This is a genomic window from Actinoplanes sp. NPDC024001, assembly GCF_040638955.1.
Taxonomy (GTDB): Bacteria; Actinomycetota; Actinomycetes; order Mycobacteriales; family Micromonosporaceae; genus Actinoplanes.
Genome location: NZ_JBEZZB010000024.1, coordinates 47,361 through 62,715, shown reverse-complemented (window position 1 = coordinate 62,715; position 15,355 = coordinate 47,361). Strand labels below are relative to the sequence as shown.

At 71.6% G+C, this 15,355-nt stretch carries 14 protein-coding genes; 10 read left to right on the top strand and 4 right to left on the bottom strand.

Going from position 1 to position 15,355, the window contains the following annotated elements; translation table 11 throughout:
• Window position 1: 1 nt before the first annotated feature.
• The gene (locus tag AB0F81_RS12365) at window positions 2-1,690 is read left to right on the top strand and encodes a ribonuclease J (RefSeq protein ID WP_360195202.1); all 1,689 of its coding nucleotides are present in this window, start codon (window positions 2-4) and stop codon (window positions 1,688-1,690) included.
• A gap of 87 nt (window positions 1,691-1,777) precedes the next feature.
• On the top strand, window positions 1,778-3,307 hold the full coding sequence (locus AB0F81_RS12360) for a S1 family peptidase (RefSeq protein WP_360195199.1): 1,530 nt from the start codon (window positions 1,778-1,780) through the stop codon (window positions 3,305-3,307).
• A gap of 76 nt (window positions 3,308-3,383) precedes the next feature.
• Here the strand turns inward: AB0F81_RS12360 and AB0F81_RS12355 are convergent, their stop codons facing one another.
• Entirely contained in the window at window positions 3,384-3,806 is a 423-nt protein-coding gene (locus AB0F81_RS12355; protein ID WP_360195196.1) for a YbjN domain-containing protein, read from the bottom strand.
• An 86-nt stretch (window positions 3,807-3,892) separates the two neighbouring features.
• On the opposite strand from AB0F81_RS12355, the gene AB0F81_RS12350 reads away from it, so the two are divergent.
• Together AB0F81_RS12350 and AB0F81_RS12345 are read left to right on the top strand one after the other, a co-directional pair.
• Window positions 3,893-6,385, top strand: a complete 2,493-nt coding sequence (locus AB0F81_RS12350) for a DNA translocase FtsK 4TM domain-containing protein (RefSeq protein WP_360195193.1) — start codon at window positions 3,893-3,895, stop codon at window positions 6,383-6,385.
• A gap of 50 nt (window positions 6,386-6,435) precedes the next feature.
• Window positions 6,436-8,364: a DUF6528 family protein gene (locus AB0F81_RS12345; protein ID WP_360195190.1), complete on the top strand. Its 1,929-nt coding sequence runs from the start codon at window positions 6,436-6,438 to the stop codon at window positions 8,362-8,364.
• On the opposite strand, the gene AB0F81_RS12340 is transcribed toward AB0F81_RS12345, so the two are convergent.
• The gene (locus tag AB0F81_RS12340) at window positions 8,361-8,819 is read right to left on the bottom strand and encodes a DUF3291 domain-containing protein (RefSeq protein WP_360195187.1); all 459 of its coding nucleotides are present in this window, start codon (window positions 8,817-8,819) and stop codon (window positions 8,361-8,363) included. The two genes, AB0F81_RS12345 and AB0F81_RS12340, sit on opposite strands and share 4 nt — an antisense overlap.
• Window positions 8,820-8,851: 32 nt before the next feature.
• A complete protein-coding gene (locus AB0F81_RS12335; protein ID WP_360195183.1) occupies window positions 8,852-9,487 on the bottom strand; it encodes a transcriptional regulator in 636 nt (211 codons plus the stop codon).
• Window positions 9,488-9,576: 89 nt separating this feature from the next.
• Here AB0F81_RS12335 and rimO point away from each other — a divergent pair, with 89 nt between their 5' ends.
• From rimO to AB0F81_RS12305, 6 genes are all read left to right on the top strand, one after another.
• A complete protein-coding gene (gene rimO, locus AB0F81_RS12330) occupies window positions 9,577-11,034 on the top strand; it encodes a 30S ribosomal protein S12 methylthiotransferase RimO (RefSeq protein ID WP_360195180.1) in 1,458 nt (485 codons plus the stop codon).
• The gene (pgsA, locus tag AB0F81_RS12325; protein WP_360195177.1) at window positions 11,031-11,624 is read left to right on the top strand and encodes a CDP-diacylglycerol--glycerol-3-phosphate 3-phosphatidyltransferase; all 594 of its coding nucleotides are present in this window, start codon (window positions 11,031-11,033) and stop codon (window positions 11,622-11,624) included. The genes rimO and pgsA overlap by 4 nt, the downstream gene beginning before the upstream one ends.
• An 18-nt stretch (window positions 11,625-11,642) precedes the next feature.
• Window positions 11,643-12,128, top strand: coding sequence for a CinA family protein (locus AB0F81_RS12320; RefSeq protein ID WP_360195256.1), 486 nt, complete (start codon window positions 11,643-11,645; stop codon window positions 12,126-12,128).
• Between the two features lie 159 nt (window positions 12,129-12,287).
• A complete protein-coding gene (locus AB0F81_RS12315) occupies window positions 12,288-12,671 on the top strand; it encodes a helix-turn-helix transcriptional regulator (protein WP_360195175.1) in 384 nt (127 codons plus the stop codon).
• Between the two features lie 224 nt (window positions 12,672-12,895).
• Window positions 12,896-13,756 carry a PspA/IM30 family protein gene (locus AB0F81_RS12310; protein WP_360195172.1) on the top strand — a complete coding sequence of 287 codons (861 nt, stop codon included), beginning with the start codon at window positions 12,896-12,898 and terminating at the stop codon, window positions 13,754-13,756.
• A 25-nt stretch (window positions 13,757-13,781) separates the two neighbouring features.
• The gene (locus tag AB0F81_RS12305) at window positions 13,782-14,546 is read left to right on the top strand and encodes a hypothetical protein (protein WP_360195170.1); all 765 of its coding nucleotides are present in this window, start codon (window positions 13,782-13,784) and stop codon (window positions 14,544-14,546) included.
• A gap of 2 nt (window positions 14,547-14,548) precedes the next feature.
• Here AB0F81_RS12305 and AB0F81_RS12300 read toward each other — a convergent pair whose 3' ends face one another.
• Window positions 14,549-15,346 (bottom strand): DNA-formamidopyrimidine glycosylase family protein, encoded by a 798-nt coding sequence (locus AB0F81_RS12300; protein ID WP_360195168.1) that lies wholly within the window; start codon window positions 15,344-15,346, stop codon window positions 14,549-14,551.
• Window positions 15,347-15,355: the final 9 nt, after the last annotated feature.

The following is a 15,355-nucleotide window of genomic DNA, read 5'->3' as shown; positions in this document are numbered from 1 at the left end:
AATGAGTCAAGCTCACGTGGAGCTGGGTCCGCCGCCGCCGCTGCCGGAGGGCGCCCTGCGCGTCGTCCCGCTCGGCGGGCTCGGCGCCATCGGCCGCAACATGACCGTGCTGGAGTACGACGGGAAGCTTCTCGTCATCGACTGCGGGGTGCTCTTCCCCGACGTCGAGCAGCCCGGCGTCGACCTGATCCTGCCCGACTTCACGCCGATCCTGGACCGGCTGGAGGACATCCAGGCGATCGTCCTCACCCACGGGCACGAGGACCACATCGGCGCGGTGCCCTACCTGCTGGCCCACAAGGCGGACATCCCGCTGGTCGGCTCGGAGTTCACCCTGGCCCTGGTCGAGGCGAAACTGGCCGAGCGCCGCCTGGACCCCTACACGCTGACCGTGCGTGAGGGCCAGGTCGAGCGGATGGGCCCGTTCGAGTGCGAGTTCTTCGCGGTGAACCACTCGATCCCGGACGCGCTGGCGGTGGCCGTGCGCACCCCGGCCGGTCTGGTGCTGCATACCGGCGACTTCAAGATGGACCAGGTCCCGCTGGACGGGCGGATCACCGACCTGGCCGGTTTCGCGCGGCTCGGCGCCGAGGGCGTCGACCTGCTGCTCTCCGACTCGACGAACGCCGAGGTGCCCGGCTTCGTCACGCCGGAGCGGGACATCGGCCCGGTGCTCAGCTCGATCTTCGGCAAGGCCCGTGGCCGGATCATCGTGGCCAGCTTCGCCTCCCACGTGCACCGGGTCCAGCAGGTGATGGACGCCGCCTGGGAGTACGAGCGGAAGGTCGCCCTGATCGGCCGGTCCATGGTCAGGAACATGGGCATCGCCCGGGACCTGGGCCTGCTGCGCATCCCGGACGGCCTGCTGGTCGGCCTGGACGAGGCTACCCACCTGCCGCCGGACGAGATCGTCTTCATGTCGACGGGTTCGCAGGGCGAGCCGATGAGCGCCCTGGGCCGGATGTCCACCGGCGACCACCGGCACATCGCCATCGCGCCCGGTGACACCGTCGTGCTGGCCAGCTCGCTGGTGCCGGGCAACGAGACCTCGGTCTACCGGGTGATCAACCAGCTCTCCCGGGCCGGCGCCACGGTGATCCACAAGGAGACGGCCAAGGTGCACGTCTCCGGGCACGCGCCCGCCGGTGAGCTGCTCTACCTGCTCAACGTGACCCGGCCGAGCAACCTGATGCCGGTGCACGGCGAGTGGCGGCACCTGCGCGCCCACGCCCAGCTCGGCATCGAGTCCGGGGTCGCCCCGGACCGGGTGGTGCTCTGCGAGGACGGCGACGTGGTGGACCTGGTCGAGGGCCACGCCCGCGTGGTCGGCCGAGTGAAGAGCCGCTACGTCTACGTGGACGGTCTCGCCGTCGGCGACGTCAGCGAGTCGCTGCTCACCGAGCGCCGGATCCTCGGCGACGGCGGGTTCATCGCGGCCACCGTGGTGATCGACTCGGTCACCGGCAAGGTGGTCGGCGAGCCGGTCATCTCGGCGAAGGGCTTCAGCGAGGACCCGGAGGCGTTCAACCCGGTGGTCCCGTTGCTGACCGCGGCCCTGCACCGCTCCGCCGAGGACGGGATCACCGACACCCACCAGTTGCAGCAGGTGGTGCGGCGTACGGTGGGCCGCTGGGTCAACGACGCCTACCGTCGCCGGCCGATGATCGTCCCCACTGTCGTAGAAGTTTGAGGACATTTTCAACCATCTACGGCTGAGCCGCGTACTCCCTGGCACGGTGCCGCCCCCACGGCACCCGTGGCGGAGGGAGTTCTCCAGATGCAGCGCAGACCGATCGCCGTGGCGGCGGCGGTGTTGGCGGCGACCGGAGCGGCGGTGGCTTTCACCCTGCCGTCGCTCGCCGGAACCGAGTCCGACGGCTCGTCGTCGTCCGTGGCCGCGGGCAAGGGCGGGGACATCGCCCCGCAGTTGCTCTCGGCGATGAAACGCGACCTGGGCCTCGACGGCGACCAGGCGCGTGCCCGGTTGGCGAAGGCCGAGTGGGCCGGTGGGGTCTCGGCGACCCTGGCGGCGCAGACCGGCGGGGACTTCGGCGGCGCGTGGCTGGACGGCACCACGCTCAAGGTCGCGGTCACCGATCCGGGCTCGGCCGACGAGGTCAAGGCCGCCGGTGCGGTCCCGGTGCTGGTCAAGCGCAGCGAGGCGCAGCTGGACGCGGCGAAGACGAAGCTGGACGACGCGAAGTCCAGCCCCGACGACGTGACCGGCTGGTACGTGGACCCCGCCACCAACAAGCTGGTCGTGGTCGCCCAGCCCGGCGCCAAGACGGACGCCCTGCGGTGGGCGCAGCGCAACGGCGTCGCCGGCAACGCGGTGACCGTGAAGATCAGTGAGGCGCAGCCGAAGCCGCTGTTCGACGTGCGCGGCGCCGACCCGTACTTCATCAACGTGGGCGGCGGCCAGGCCCGCTGCTCGATCGGCTTCTCGGTGGAGGGCGGTTTCGTCACCGCCGGGCACTGCGGCGCCGAGGGTTCGCAGACCACCGGCTTCAACAACGAGGCGCAGGGCACCGTCGAGTTCTCGGTCTTCCCGGGCGAGGCCGACATGGGCTTCGTCGCGGTGAACGGGGACTGGACGCCGCGCGCCGTGGTCAACGACTTCCGGGGCAACGAGCTGCCGGTGGCCGGCAACACCGAGGCCCCGGTGGGTGCGGCGGTCTGCCGGTCCGGCTCCACCACCGGCACCTTCTGCGGCACGATCCTCGCCAAGAACCAGACGGTGCGGTACCCGGAGGGTGCGGTGACCGGGCTGACCCGTACCGACGTCTGCGCCGAGGGTGGCGACTCCGGCGGGCCGTGGCTCTCCGGCGACCAGGCCCAGGGCATGACCTCGGGTGGTTCGGGTGACTGCACGGTCGGCGGCGAGACCTTCTTCCAGCCGCTCAACGAGGTCCTCGCGGCCCAGAACCTGACCCTGGTTACCACTGGTGAAGCGGCGGCTCCGCCGCCCGCGGAGGAGGAGGAACCGGCCGCCTCCGCCTGTGACAGCCTCCCGGTGCAGCGCGACGGCTCGATCGCGCGGGCCGGCCAGGCGCAGGCCCAGCCGAACGGTGGCGCCTACCGCGCCCGGGCCGGCACCCACACCGCCTGCCTGGACGCCCCGGACGGCGCCGACTTCGATCTGGCACTGCAGCGGCTCAACAGCCGCGGCCAGTTCCGCACGGTCGCCCAGGCCACCGGTGACGGTGACAAGACGCTGAGCTTCGACGGCCGTTCGGGCACCTACCGGTACGTCGTCGTCGCCACCGCCGGCACCGGCGCCTACTCGCTCGGCTTCAACGTTTCCTGAATGAAGTAGGCGAAGGGCAGCCGGGCCCGGACCTCCGCCCGGCCAGGTGGGCCCGGCACATGATCGGGGCTCTCGTTCACGAGGGCCCCGATCCTGCTTTCAGCTCACCCAGCGCCTCACCCAGCCGGCAGCCCGTCGCAATGCCGCAGAGCAGCACCTGGTCGAGCTGCTCCGCCGTGACGCCGTGCTCCCAGTCGGTGGTGACCTCGCCCACCACGACGGCGTTGCCCTCGTCGGTCACGTGCACGTAGGCCTTCGGCCAGAGCTGGTCACGGTTCCAGGTGTTGCAGAACTCGTAGAGCCGCGGGATGTCCTCGACCGAGAAGACGTGTTGCATCATCGCGCGCACCTGGAGGATCTCCCGCCGCTCGCCGAGCCGGAAGAAGTAGATGAGGTTGCCCTGGAAGTTCCCGGCGATGTCGTCGTCGGCATCGACGAAGTACGCGAACCCGCGGGCGTCCAGCGCTGCCTTGATCATGTCGTTACTGAGAGGTTGCACCTGGTGATGGTAATCGCCCGAAAAGCGAGAAGCTGTCACGGTGCGCCTTCTCGGCGGAATGGGCTCGCCCGGCTACGGTGACATCCATGGCGGGCCGTACTCCTCCGGCGAGCCGGGGCCGCGCCGCGTCCACGTCGCGCGGCGCCGCGGTCAACCGTGCCCGGCAACCGGCACGCAAGCCCGCGCCGCGCAAGGCCGCGGCCCGGCGGGCACCGGTGCGGAAGAAGAGCAACACGGGCGCGACGCTGGGCCGGGGCATCGGCGCGCTCTGGATGGGGCTGGCGCACAGCGTCGGCTGGGTGGCGCGCGGCGCCGGGCGGCAGGCCGCCAGTGCCCGCAACATCGGCCCCGAGCACCGGCGCGACGGCGCCGGCCTGCTGGTGCTGGGCTTCGCGATCCTGATCGCGGTGGCGCTCTGGGCCCGGGGCGCGGGTCCGGTCGGCCTGTGGCTGGCCGACGCGATCCGGCTCTTCCTGGGCAGCCTCGCGGTCTTCCTGCCGCTGCTGCTCTTCTACGGCTCGGTGCGGCTGATGCGCGAGCCGGCCGACCCGGACCATCAGGGGCGCCACCTGGTCGGCTGGTCGGCGATCATCGTCGCCACGGCGGGTCTGCTGCACATCTCCGGCCGGCCGGCCGACGATCTCGCCCTCGACGAGGCGGGTGGCCTGCTCGGTTACGGCATCGGCGGGGTGCTGGAACGGGCGGTGACGGCGTGGGTCGCCGTACCGTTGCTGGTTCTGCTCTTCGTCTTCGGCCTGCTGGTCATCACCGCGACGCCGATCGCCAAGATCCCGGAGCGGCTGCTGCTCCTGCTCGACCTGGTGAGCGGCCGCTCCCGGGCCAACCCGCCGGCCGCCGACGTGCTGCCGGAGGAGGACGAGGAGGGAGCGCCGGCGAAGCCGCGCCGCCCGGCCCGCCGCAGGCAGGGCGCCCTCGCCGAGCCGGGGCCGTTGCCGGAGCCGGTGGAGCCGCCGGACGACTTCGACGAAGAGCTGATCCTGCACGACACCATCGCGCTGCCGAAGGTGCCGGCGAGCCGGAAGAAGCCGCCCGAGCACTCGCCGATGCCGCCCACCCGCGCCGAGCAGCTGGAGATCACGGCGGTCAAGGGCGACTACCGCCTGCCGCCGGCGAACCTGCTGGCCACCGGCGCCCCGGCCAAGGCGCGCAGCCGCGCCAACGACGAGATCATGGCCGCGCTGACCGGGGTGTTCGAGCAGTTCAACGTCGACGCGGTGGTCACCGGCTTCACCCGCGGCCCGACCGTCACCCGTTACGAGGTCGAGGTCGGACCGGGCGTCAAGGTCGAGCGGATCACCCAGCTCTCCCGCAACATCGCCTACGCGGTGAAGTCGCCGGACGTGCGGATCCTCAGCCCGATCCCGGGCAAGAGCGCGGTCGGCGTGGAGATCCCGAACACCGACCCGGAGAACGTGTCGCTCGGTGACGTGCTGCGCTCCCGCGCGGCCGCCTCCGACCACCACCCGATGGTGGTGGCCCTCGGCAAGGACATCGAGGGCGGGTTCGTCGTCGCCAACCTGGCGAAGATGCCGCACATCCTGATCGCCGGCGCCACCGGCGCGGGCAAGAGCTCCTGCCTCAACTCGCTCCTGGTCTCACTGCTGACCCGGGCGACCCCGGACGAGGTTCGCCTGCTGCTGGTCGACCCGAAGCGGGTCGAGATGACGGCGTACGAGGGCATCCCGCACCTCGTCACCCCGATCGTCACCAACCCGAAGAAGGCCGCGGACGCCCTGGAGTGGGTGGTCCGCGAGATGGACATGCGCTACGACGACCTCGCCGCCAACGGGGTCCGCCACATCGACGACTTCAACCGCAAGGTCCGCAGCGGCGAGATCACGGCGCCGCCCGGCAGCGAGCGGGAGATGAAGCCGTACCCGTACCTGCTGGTGATCGTCGACGAGCTGGCCGACCTGATGATGGTCGCCCCGCGCGACGTGGAGGACTCGGTCGTCCGGATCACCCAGCTGGCCCGGGCCGCCGGCATCCACCTGGTGCTGGCGACCCAGCGCCCGTCGGTCGACGTGGTCACCGGTCTGATCAAGGCGAACGTGCCGTCCCGCCTGGCCTTCGCCACCTCCTCGCTCGCCGACTCCCGGGTCATCCTGGACCAGCCGGGCGCCGAGAAGCTGCTCGGCCGCGGTGACGGGCTCTTCCTGCCGATGGGCGCGTCGAAGCCGACCCGCATCCAGGGCGCCTGGGTCGACGAGAAGGAGATCGCGGCGGTCGTCAAGTTCTGCAAGGACCAGCGCGAGCCGGAGTTCCGCGAGGGTGTCACCGAGGCGCCGCCCAGCAAGAAGAAGGAGATCGACGAGGAGATCGGCGACGATCTGCAGCTGCTGATCCAGGCCATCGAACTCGTGGTGACCAGCCAGTTCGGCTCGACCTCGATGCTGCAGCGCAAGCTGCGGGTGGGGTTCGCGAAGGCCGGCCGGCTGATGGACCTGATGGAGACCCGTGGCATCGTCGGCCCGTCCGAGGGCTCCAAGGCCCGCGACGTCCTGGTCAAGCCGGACGAGCTGGAGGAGGCGCTGGCCGCGCTCCGCGTCGACGACTGATCGATGAGTAAGGTATCGACTCCACGCGATACCTACTGATCGGACAGTGCATGAGGAAGACCCCATGGAAGATCGGGAGCCTGCTCGCGGTCGCGCTCTGCGTGGCCGCCCAGGGCGCGGTCCCGGCGGCGGCAGCGGCCGGAGACTTCCTGCTTCTCGGCGGTGATCAGAAGAACCACAAGATCTACGTGCTGGATCCGGCCGTCACCGACTGGAACAGCGCGAGCGCGGTGAAATGGGAGTGGGCGCCGACCACCGCCCGTGGCTTCTCGTCGACCGAGGCCTCCGGCTTCGTCGGCGGCAACGATTTCCGGCTGCGCAACACCGACGCCGGGCAGCGCATGGTCATCGTGGACGGCGCTGGGCTGCTCACGGTGATCGGTTACCCGTCCGGCAACCGGGTGTGGGCGCAGAAGAGCCCGGCCGCCGACAACCGGCACTCGGCCGAGCTGCTGCCCGACGGCAACGTCGCGGTGGCCGCCTCCACCGGCGGCTACGTGCGGGTCTACGCGGCCTCGCAGGGCGCCAACGCGACGGCGTACGCCCAGTTCGCTCTGGAGGGTGCGCACGCCACCCTGTGGGACCCGCAGATCAACCGGCTCTGGGTGGCCGGTGAGGACCGGCGCACCGACGCGAACGGCGCCGAGGTCATCTACAGCGTCCTCACCGCGCTGGAGGTCACCGGGCCGCCATCGGCGCCGAGCCTGCGCGAGGACCGTTCCCGCCGTCAGGAGCTGGGCACGCTCTGGGCCCACGACGTGTCGCACTACCACTACGACACGTCCAAGCTGTGGGTCACCACGAACGCCCGGACCTACCTCTACGACAAGAACACCAGGACGTTCGCGGCGGCCGGCGAGGCCTGGGACCGCAGGTTCGTCAAGGCGGTCGGCAACCAGCCGTCCGGCCAGGTCGTCCAGACCATGCCCGATGTGCAGAAGAACCCGCAGGGCGGCTGCTATCTCAACAACACCGCGAACCTGCGGAACTGGTGCACCGACACGGTCGACTTCTTCGGGCCGGACACCAGGCGCACCCGCACGAGCGCGGCCTTCTACAAGGTCCGGGTGATGAACCCGAACTACAGCGCGAACGACCAGAACCTGCGCGGCAAGCTCTGGGAGCGGACCCGGGCCGCCGACGGCACCTGGGCGGGCGCGGCCGCGCTGATCGACGGCAACCAGTCGATCAAACAGGTCGCGGCGACCCCGGCCGCCGACGGCCGGCTGCACGTGGTCACCCTGCTGCCGGACAGCGGCCTGTGGTTCCGGACCCGGGAGGCGAACGGCGACTGGGCCGACTCCGCCGTCAAGATCGACGACAACGGGGACATCGCCGACGTGGCGATCGCCGCCTCCCCGGACGGGACCCTGCACGTCTTCGGCCTCGTGCCGGGCAGCGGTGTCTGGTACCGCACGCGCAGCGCCGCCGGCGTGTGGGCCGGCTCGGCCACCAAGATCGACGAGAACGGGTCGATCTCCGACATCGCGGCGACGGTGAACCCGGCCCAGAAGACCGTGCACTTCCTCGGTCTGGTCCCGGGCAGCGGCATCTGGCACAAGACCCGCAGCGCTGCCGGCGCCTGGACCGGCGCCGAGAAGATCGACACCAACGGCGACCTCGCGGACATCGCGGCGGCCGCGCTGCCGGACGGCACCGTGCACTCGTTCGGCGTCACGGCGTGGGGCGGTGTCTACCACCGCACCCGGACCAGCGCCGGGGCGTGGCAGAGCTCGGTGCAGGTGCCGGCGGACGGCTCGGCCAACCGGGTGATCGACCTGGCCGCGACCGGCTGGCCGGCCACGAAGCTGGACCTGGTCACGGTCCGCGCCGGGTCGGGCCTGTGGGCGCAGACCAACACCGGTTCCGGGTGGCCGGCGGCGACCCGGTTCGAGGCCGATCCCAGCGCGCTGCGCGCCTATGCCGCGCATCTGACGGACGGCACGCTGCACGCCGGGCGGATCGCCGAGATCTCCTAAGCGACGGCGATCGGGGCCGGGAAGCTCTGCCGGAAGGTGAACGCCTCCGGCCCCGGCCCCTCGGCCGCCAGCAGCTCCAGGCGGGCCGCCCCTTCCGCGAAGCCGGGCAGGTGGCCCGCCGGGACCCACCACAGCACCAGCGGCGTCCGGGTGCTGTGCGGCTCGAACCACTCGCGGCGCCGGCGCAGGTAGTCGAGGTGCTCGCTCTGATACGCATACGCCCGCAGGTGCTCGACGGACTCCCAGACGGACAGCGTGTAGATCTCCAGCGGGTCGGCCGGCGCCGCGATGGTGCCGTCGCCGCCGTCACCGACCATCCGCCAGACGAAGCCGGGCGAGCGGTCGGCCAGCGCGTTCATCAGAGCCAGACCCTCGACGAACTCGGCCATCGAGGGGTCGTCCAGCGGGGCGCGGAGGCGGGCGAAGTTGATCTGCGCGAGGTGGAAGCCGGTCATGGCGCTCAGCTCACCAGCCCTCGACTCTAAAGTCAATCGGTTTTGTTTTTAGTAAGCGCTACGCAGCAGCGGCCGGGCGCCGGGTCCATCCGGGCGGTCCAGCCGGAGCCCTCGGTCAGCCCTTCGAGCAGGGCCAGGTTCATCCCGCAGACCAGCGGCGGGAACTGTTCGGCGAGGTGGTGGAACGGGCAGTTCCGCAGCTCGATCCGATCGGGGCCGGCGACCGGCGCGTAACCCCGCTCGGCGAGCATCTCGGCCGGATCCCGGGTCGCGTCGGCAAGGCCCTGCTCCCGGGCCACCTCGAAGAGGACCTGATCGGCGCCGCTGCGCTCGAGCGCCTCGGCCAGCAACTCGGCCGCGGTGCGGTAGGCGCGCGGCGGCACGCTCACCGCGTGCTCCGCCGCGGAGATCCGGTACAGCTTGGCGGGCCGGCCGGCGCCCGGACCGGTCCGGCCCGAGCGGCGGGCGTACGAGACCTCGAGCAGCCCCGAGTCCACCAGCTTGTCGAGGTGGAACGCGGCGAGCGTACGGCCGACGCCGAGCGCCTCGGCCACCTCGTCCCGCCCGACCGGGCCGGCCGTCGCGTCCGCCACCACCCGGTACGCGGCCCGCCGTACCCCGTCGGTCAGGGCGGACACGGTGGCGAGATCGTCCAGGTTGTCGGTCACCCGGCAATCGTATTGCCAACGTGACTTGGTGCTAGATTCCCGGCTGTCCGGAGGACGGCCGTCCCGTGGCCGCCCGGTAACCTGGGCGCGTGTCTGTAACGCCATCCCACCGCCGTGTCGCACTCCTCACTCTGGGCTGCGCCCGTAACGAGGTCGACTCGGAAGAGCTCGCCGCCCGTCTCGACGCCGGGGGCTGGGAGGTCTCCACCGACGCCGAGGGCGCCGACGTCGTCCTCGTGAACACCTGCGGCTTCGTCGAGAAAGCCAAGCAGGACTCGATCGACACCCTGCTCGCCGCCGCCGACACCGGGGCCAAGGTGGTCGCCGCCGGTTGCATGGCCGAGCGCTACGGCAAGGAGCTCGCCGAGAGCCTGCCCGAGGCCAACGCCGTGCTCGGCTTCGACGACTACACCGACATCGCCACCCGCCTCGACGGTGTGCTGGCCGGCGAGAGCTTCGACGCGCACACCCCCCGCGACCGGCGCGAGCTGCTGCCGATCACCCCGGTGCAGCGGCAGACCGCCAAGGTGGTCGTTCCCGGGCACGCGACCGTCGACGAGCACACCCCCGCCCACCTGCGCAAGGTGCTGCGCCGCCGGCTCGACAGCGGCCCGGTCGCCTCGCTGAAACTGGCCAGCGGCTGCGACCGGCGCTGCGCGTTCTGCGCGATCCCGGCCTTCCGCGGCTCGTTCGTCTCCCGCGACCCGCAGGAGCTGCTCGCCGAGGCCGAGTGGCTGGCCAAGTCCGGCGTCCGCGAGCTGGTGCTGGTCAGTGAGAACAGCACGTCCTACGGCAAGGACCTGGGCGACCCCCGCGCGCTGGAGAAACTGCTCCCGCAGCTGGCCGGGATCGACGGCATCGTCCGGGTCCGCGCCAGCTACCTGCAGCCCGCCGAGACGCGGCCCGGCCTGGTCGAGGCGATCGCCACCACGCCCGGCGTGGCGGCCTACTTCGACCTGTCGTTCCAGCACTCCAGCGAGCCGGTGCTGCGCCGGATGCGCCGGTTCGGCTCCACCGAGCGCTTCCTCGAGCTGCTCGACTCGGCCCGCAAGCTGGCCCCGTGGGCCGGGGCCCGGAGCAACTTCATCGTCGGTTTCCCCGGTGAGACGAAGCAGGACGTGGACGAGCTGGTCCGCTTCCTGACCGAGGCCCGGCTCGACGCCATCGGCGTCTTCGACTACAGCGACGAGGACGGCACCGAGGCGGCCGGCCTGACCGGCAAGGTCCGCGAGGACACCATCAAGCGGCGGTACGACCGGGTCGTCGCCCTCGCCGAGGAACTCTGCGCCCAGCGTGCCGAGGACCGGCTCGGCAGCACCGTCGAGGTGCTGGTCGACACGGTCGACGGCGACGAGGTCGAGGGCCGCGCCGAGCACCAGGCCCCCGAGGTGGACGGCTCCACCACGCTGGTCGCCGGCGAGCAGGGCGTCGACGTCTCCGCGCTGCGCCCCGGCGACCTGGTCCGCGCGAAGGTGACCGGTACCGAGGGTGTCGACCTGATCGCCGTACCGGTCGAGATGATCTCGGCCTCCCCGGTTCCGCGATGACCAACGAGCCGGCTCCGGTGCCCGCACCCCGCGTGGTGTCGCTCTACAACGCGGCCAACGCGTTGACCGTGGTCCGGATCGTGCTCATCCCGGTCTTCGTGACCTTCGTCGTCGTCTCCGAGATGACGAACCCGGACTGGCGGATCGCGGCGTGCCTGGCGTTCTGCGTGGCGTCGGCGACCGACTTCGTGGACGGCTGGATCGCCCGCCGGTGGCAGCTGGTCACGTCCTTCGGCAAGGTGGCCGACCCGATCGCCGACAAGGCCCTCACCGGCACGGCGCTGGTGCTGCTCTCGGCCTACGACCAGCTGCCCTGGTGGGTGACGATCGCGATCCTGGTCCGCGAGTGGGGCGTGACCGCACTGAGGTTCTGGGTGATCCGATACGGCATCATCCCGGCCTCCCGGGGTGGCAAGCTGAAGACCGGTCTGCAGACGGCCGCCATCGCCTGGTATTTGTGGCCGGTGCCGGAATCGGCGCAGATCGTCGGGGTATGCCTCATGGGCGCCGCGCTGGTCGTCACGGTCGTCACCGGCGCCGATTACGTGGTGCAGGCCCTCCGGCTGCGGAGGGCGGCGCGCAAGAGCTAGGAGGGGCCTGGGGTGGAGATGTCGGTGGCCGCCGCGGCGGCGGTGCACGTTCTGGTCGAGCGGCACGAGACGCTGGCGACGGCGGAGTCGCTCACCGGTGGTCTGGTCGCCGCGACCATCGTGGAGATCCCGGGAGTCAGCGCGGTGTTCCGGGGCGGACTGGTCGTCTACGCCACCGAGTTGAAGGGCACGCTCGCCGGCGTACCGAAGAAGTTGCTGGACGAACGTGGCCCGGTGGACGGGGATGTCGCGGCCGCGCTCGCGGCCGGCGTCCGGGAGCGCTGCGGCGCGGACTGGGGCGTGGCGACCACCGGTGTCGCGGGCCCGGAGCCGCAGGACGGCAAACCGGTCGGGCTGGTCTATGTGGCGGTTGCCGGCCCGTCCGGGACCGAGGTGCGCGAGTTGCAACTCGCCGGAAACCGGGAGGCCATCCGCACCGAAAGTGTGACGGCCGTCCTGCAATTGCTGACCGACTCTCTGCGCACCGCGGCCGCTCGGGTCTGAGCAGGGAATTCTTCCGGTCCCGCGCCGGTTGTCCGATACGGCCGCCGGCCGGTGAGTTCGGGAATTCGGCGGGGCGGGATGTCGGCGTCGCTCGCGCCAGGTACGGTTGCGGGAAGCCTCCGGCGTATGCCGGCGGCCCCGCCCGCAGGAGGAGGTGCCATGGTCCTGCTACGCCGCGTTATCGGCGACGCACTTCGTGCGCGCCGGCAGGGGCAGCACCGCACGCTGCGCGAGGTGTCGACGGCCGCGAACGTCAGCCTGGGGTATCTGTCCGAGATCGAGCGCGGACAAAAAGAGGCGTCCAGCGAGCTGCTCGCAGCGATCTGCGACGCGCTCGGCGCCCGGCTCTCCGAGTTGCTCAGTGAGGTCAGCAACACACTGGCGCTGGCGGAGAACATGGAGGGCGTGCTCGTCCCGGTCGATGAGTCCGCCACCAAGACGAGAGACGGCGACGTCTCGGTCTCGGTGCGCCAGGATTCGCCGCTGAAGACCACGCTGCGCACCACCCGCAAACAGCAGCGGGACATCGTCTACGCCGCTTGATATGAGCACGCGATCGCAGGGCCGTCCCTTCCGGGGCGGCCCTGCGCGCATGTCGCCGACCGGCTCAGGGGAGCGTAGCCTCGATGCCAGGGGAGACCCTGAGATCCCCCGTAGGTCACGTGACGCGGCTGGCGTCGGGCTGACACGATGGGTTTTCCGCGTCGCCGTCAAGTAACTCGAAACGGTGACGCGTCCGACGGAGCGACTTGAGGGGATACCGCGAGATGGCGAATCCGTTCGTCAAGGGCTGGAATTACATGATGGCGCTCTTCGGCGCGAAGATCGATGAGTACGCCGACCCGAAGGTCCAGATCCAGCAGGCCATCGAGGACGCCCAGCGGCAGCATCAGGCGCTCGTTCAGCAGGCCGCCGCCGTGATCGGCAATCAGCGGCAGCTCGAGATGAAGCTGTCCCGGCAGATGTCCGAGGTCGAGAAGCTGCAGGGGATGGCGCGTCAGGCGCTGGTCCTGGCCGACCGGGCGCGGGCCGGCGGCGACGAGGCCGAGGCCCAGAAATACGAGGCGACCGCGCAGACCCTGGCCACCCAGCTGGTGGCCGGCGAGCAGTCGATGGAGGACCTGAAGACCCTGCACGACCAGGCGCTCGGCGCCGCCGGGCAGGCGCGCAAGGCGGTCGAGAACAACGCGATGGTGCTGCAGCAGCGCATCGCCGAGCGGTCGCGTCTGCTCAGCCAGCTGGAGCAGGCCAAGATGCAGGAGACCGTGGCGAAATCGCTGGAGTCGATGTCGCAGCTGGCGGCGCCGGGCAACACCCCGTCGCTGGACCAGGTGCGCGACAAGATCGAGCAGCGCTACGCGAACGCGATGGGCCGTGCCGAGCTGGCCTCCAACTCGGTCGAGGGCCGCATGCTCGAGGTGCAGAAGTCCAGCCTGGACATGGCCGGCTCGTCCCGGCTCGAGCAGATCCGGGCCAGCATGGCCGGGGAGAAACTGGGCGGCGCCGCCGCGCAGCCCGCGGTCGAGCAGTCGGCGCCGCCGGCCGCCGACCCGGCGAGCGTGGCCCGTCTCGACGAGATCCGGGCCAGCATGAACCAGAAGCGCGGCGACACCACGGCCGCGGGCTGATCAACGCGTGACGAGGGGAGCGACGGTGGACGAGCGAGCCAGGTACTTCCGGCGGCTCAAGCGGCTGCGCGGGGCGGCGCGCCGGTGGAGTGTGCTCGGAGGCGGCCTGACCGCGGCGACCGCCGTCCTCACCCCCTATGCGGGGATCGGCATCGCCGACGCGGCGTGGGCGGCCGGCGCGGGCGCGTCGGCCGTGCTGGCCTGGTGGCGGTTCAGCGACCACCGGCAGCTCGCCGCAACGCCGGCCCCGCCGCCGGCGATCGCCACCCCCGGCCTGGCCGGCGCGCTGGAGAAGTTCCCGGCCGGCCGGACGGTGCTGCACGAGGTGCGCCGCCAGCGCACCCGGTTCGCCCTTCGCGGTTCGGTGATCGCCGACTCGTGGGACCGGCTGGACCGGGCCTCACAGACCATGTCCGGGCTCGCCGGCCGGCTGACCGGCGCCGGCGAGACCGCGGCCCTGGAGGCGGCGACTGCCGAGACCTGGCTGCGCGACCTGGGCCAGCGGGCGGCGAGTGTGGAGCGGGCCATCCCGCTCGGCCAGCCCGGCCAGAAAGACGCGCTGGTCCAGTCGCACGCCGCCCTGGCCGAGCAGTTCGACGAGGGTGTGACCGCCTTCGAGAGTCTGGTCGCCGCGGCCGCCAGCTATGTGGCGGAAGACGGCCACCCGGTCGCCGACACCCGCCACCCGGCCTATTTCAGCCTGATCGAGGCGACCGACCGGCTCCGCGGCATCGCCGAGGGCCTGGCCGAGCTGCGCGACAGCACCAGCCGTTTCCGCGCCGCGAGCTGACGTCACGCCGCCGCCGGCTCGGGCTGGCAGCGCGGGCACCAGTAGGTGATCCGTTCGCCCTGGTCGGCCTTGCGAATCGCGGTCCCGCAGCGGCGGCAGGGCTGGGCCCGGCGGCCGTAGACATAGCTGGTCTCCCCGCGGCGCAGTGACCCGGTGGTGGTCTGCGTCCACCGTCCCCGGTTGGAGGCGACCAGCTTCTGTGCGAGTTCGACGGTGCCGGTCAGGTCGGCCACGTCGGCGACCGGCGTCCACGGCCAGAGCCCGCGCAGGAAGAGCGTCTCCGCCTTGTAGAGGTTGCCCACCCCGGCCAGGTTCCGCTGGTCCAGCAGCGCCTCCGCGATGCTCACCGACGGGTGCGCGGTGATCCGGCGCACCGCCTCGGCCGGATCCCAGTCGGCGCCCAGCAGGTCCGGCCCGAGATGCCCGACGAGCCGGTCCTCCTCGGCGGTCGGCACCAGCATCACCTCGTGCAGGTGATAGCCGACGGCGACCGAGCGCGCGGTGCGCAGCACCACGCGGATCAGGTGCGCCGGCCGGGCGGTCCATCGCTCACCCGGTGCGTACGCCCGCCACGCCCCCTCCATCCGCAGGTGCGAGTGGAGGGTGTGCGGCGCCCGCCCGTCCCGGGTCAGGCGCAGCAGCAGATGCTTGCCGCGGCTGGCCGACTCGGCGACCGTCCAGCCGGTCAGATCGGTGGTGGCCAGGCGCGGCACCCGGAAGTCGGAGCCGGTCAGCACCTCCCCGGTGAGTGCTTTCTCCAGCACCCGGGCGGTGTTCCAGACGGTGTCCCCTTCCGGCATTCCACCATC

What these genes read in the sequence shown, in the direction of transcription:
- AB0F81_RS12365 (WP_360195202.1), top strand. Translation starts at nt 2, where the DNA reads ATGAGTCAAGCTCACGTGGAGCTGGGTCCGCCGCCGCCGCTGCCGGAG.
- AB0F81_RS12360 (WP_360195199.1), top strand. Translation starts at nt 1,778, where the DNA reads ATGCAGCGCAGACCGATCGCCGTGGCGGCGGCGGTGTTGGCGGCGACC.
- AB0F81_RS12350 (WP_360195193.1), top strand. Translation starts at nt 3,893, where the DNA reads ATGGCGGGCCGTACTCCTCCGGCGAGCCGGGGCCGCGCCGCGTCCACG.
- AB0F81_RS12345 (WP_360195190.1), top strand. Translation starts at nt 6,436, where the DNA reads ATGAGGAAGACCCCATGGAAGATCGGGAGCCTGCTCGCGGTCGCGCTC.
- AB0F81_RS12340 (WP_360195187.1), bottom strand. Translation starts at nt 8,819, where the DNA reads ATGACCGGCTTCCACCTCGCGCAGATCAACTTCGCCCGCCTCCGCGCC.
- pgsA (WP_360195177.1), top strand. Translation starts at nt 11,031, where the DNA reads ATGACCAACGAGCCGGCTCCGGTGCCCGCACCCCGCGTGGTGTCGCTC.
- AB0F81_RS12320 (WP_360195256.1), top strand. Translation starts at nt 11,643, where the DNA reads ATGTCGGTGGCCGCCGCGGCGGCGGTGCACGTTCTGGTCGAGCGGCAC.
- AB0F81_RS12315 (WP_360195175.1), top strand. Translation starts at nt 12,288, where the DNA reads ATGGTCCTGCTACGCCGCGTTATCGGCGACGCACTTCGTGCGCGCCGG.
- AB0F81_RS12310 (WP_360195172.1), top strand. Translation starts at nt 12,896, where the DNA reads ATGGCGAATCCGTTCGTCAAGGGCTGGAATTACATGATGGCGCTCTTC.
- AB0F81_RS12300 (WP_360195168.1), bottom strand. Translation starts at nt 15,346, where the DNA reads ATGCCGGAAGGGGACACCGTCTGGAACACCGCCCGGGTGCTGGAGAAA.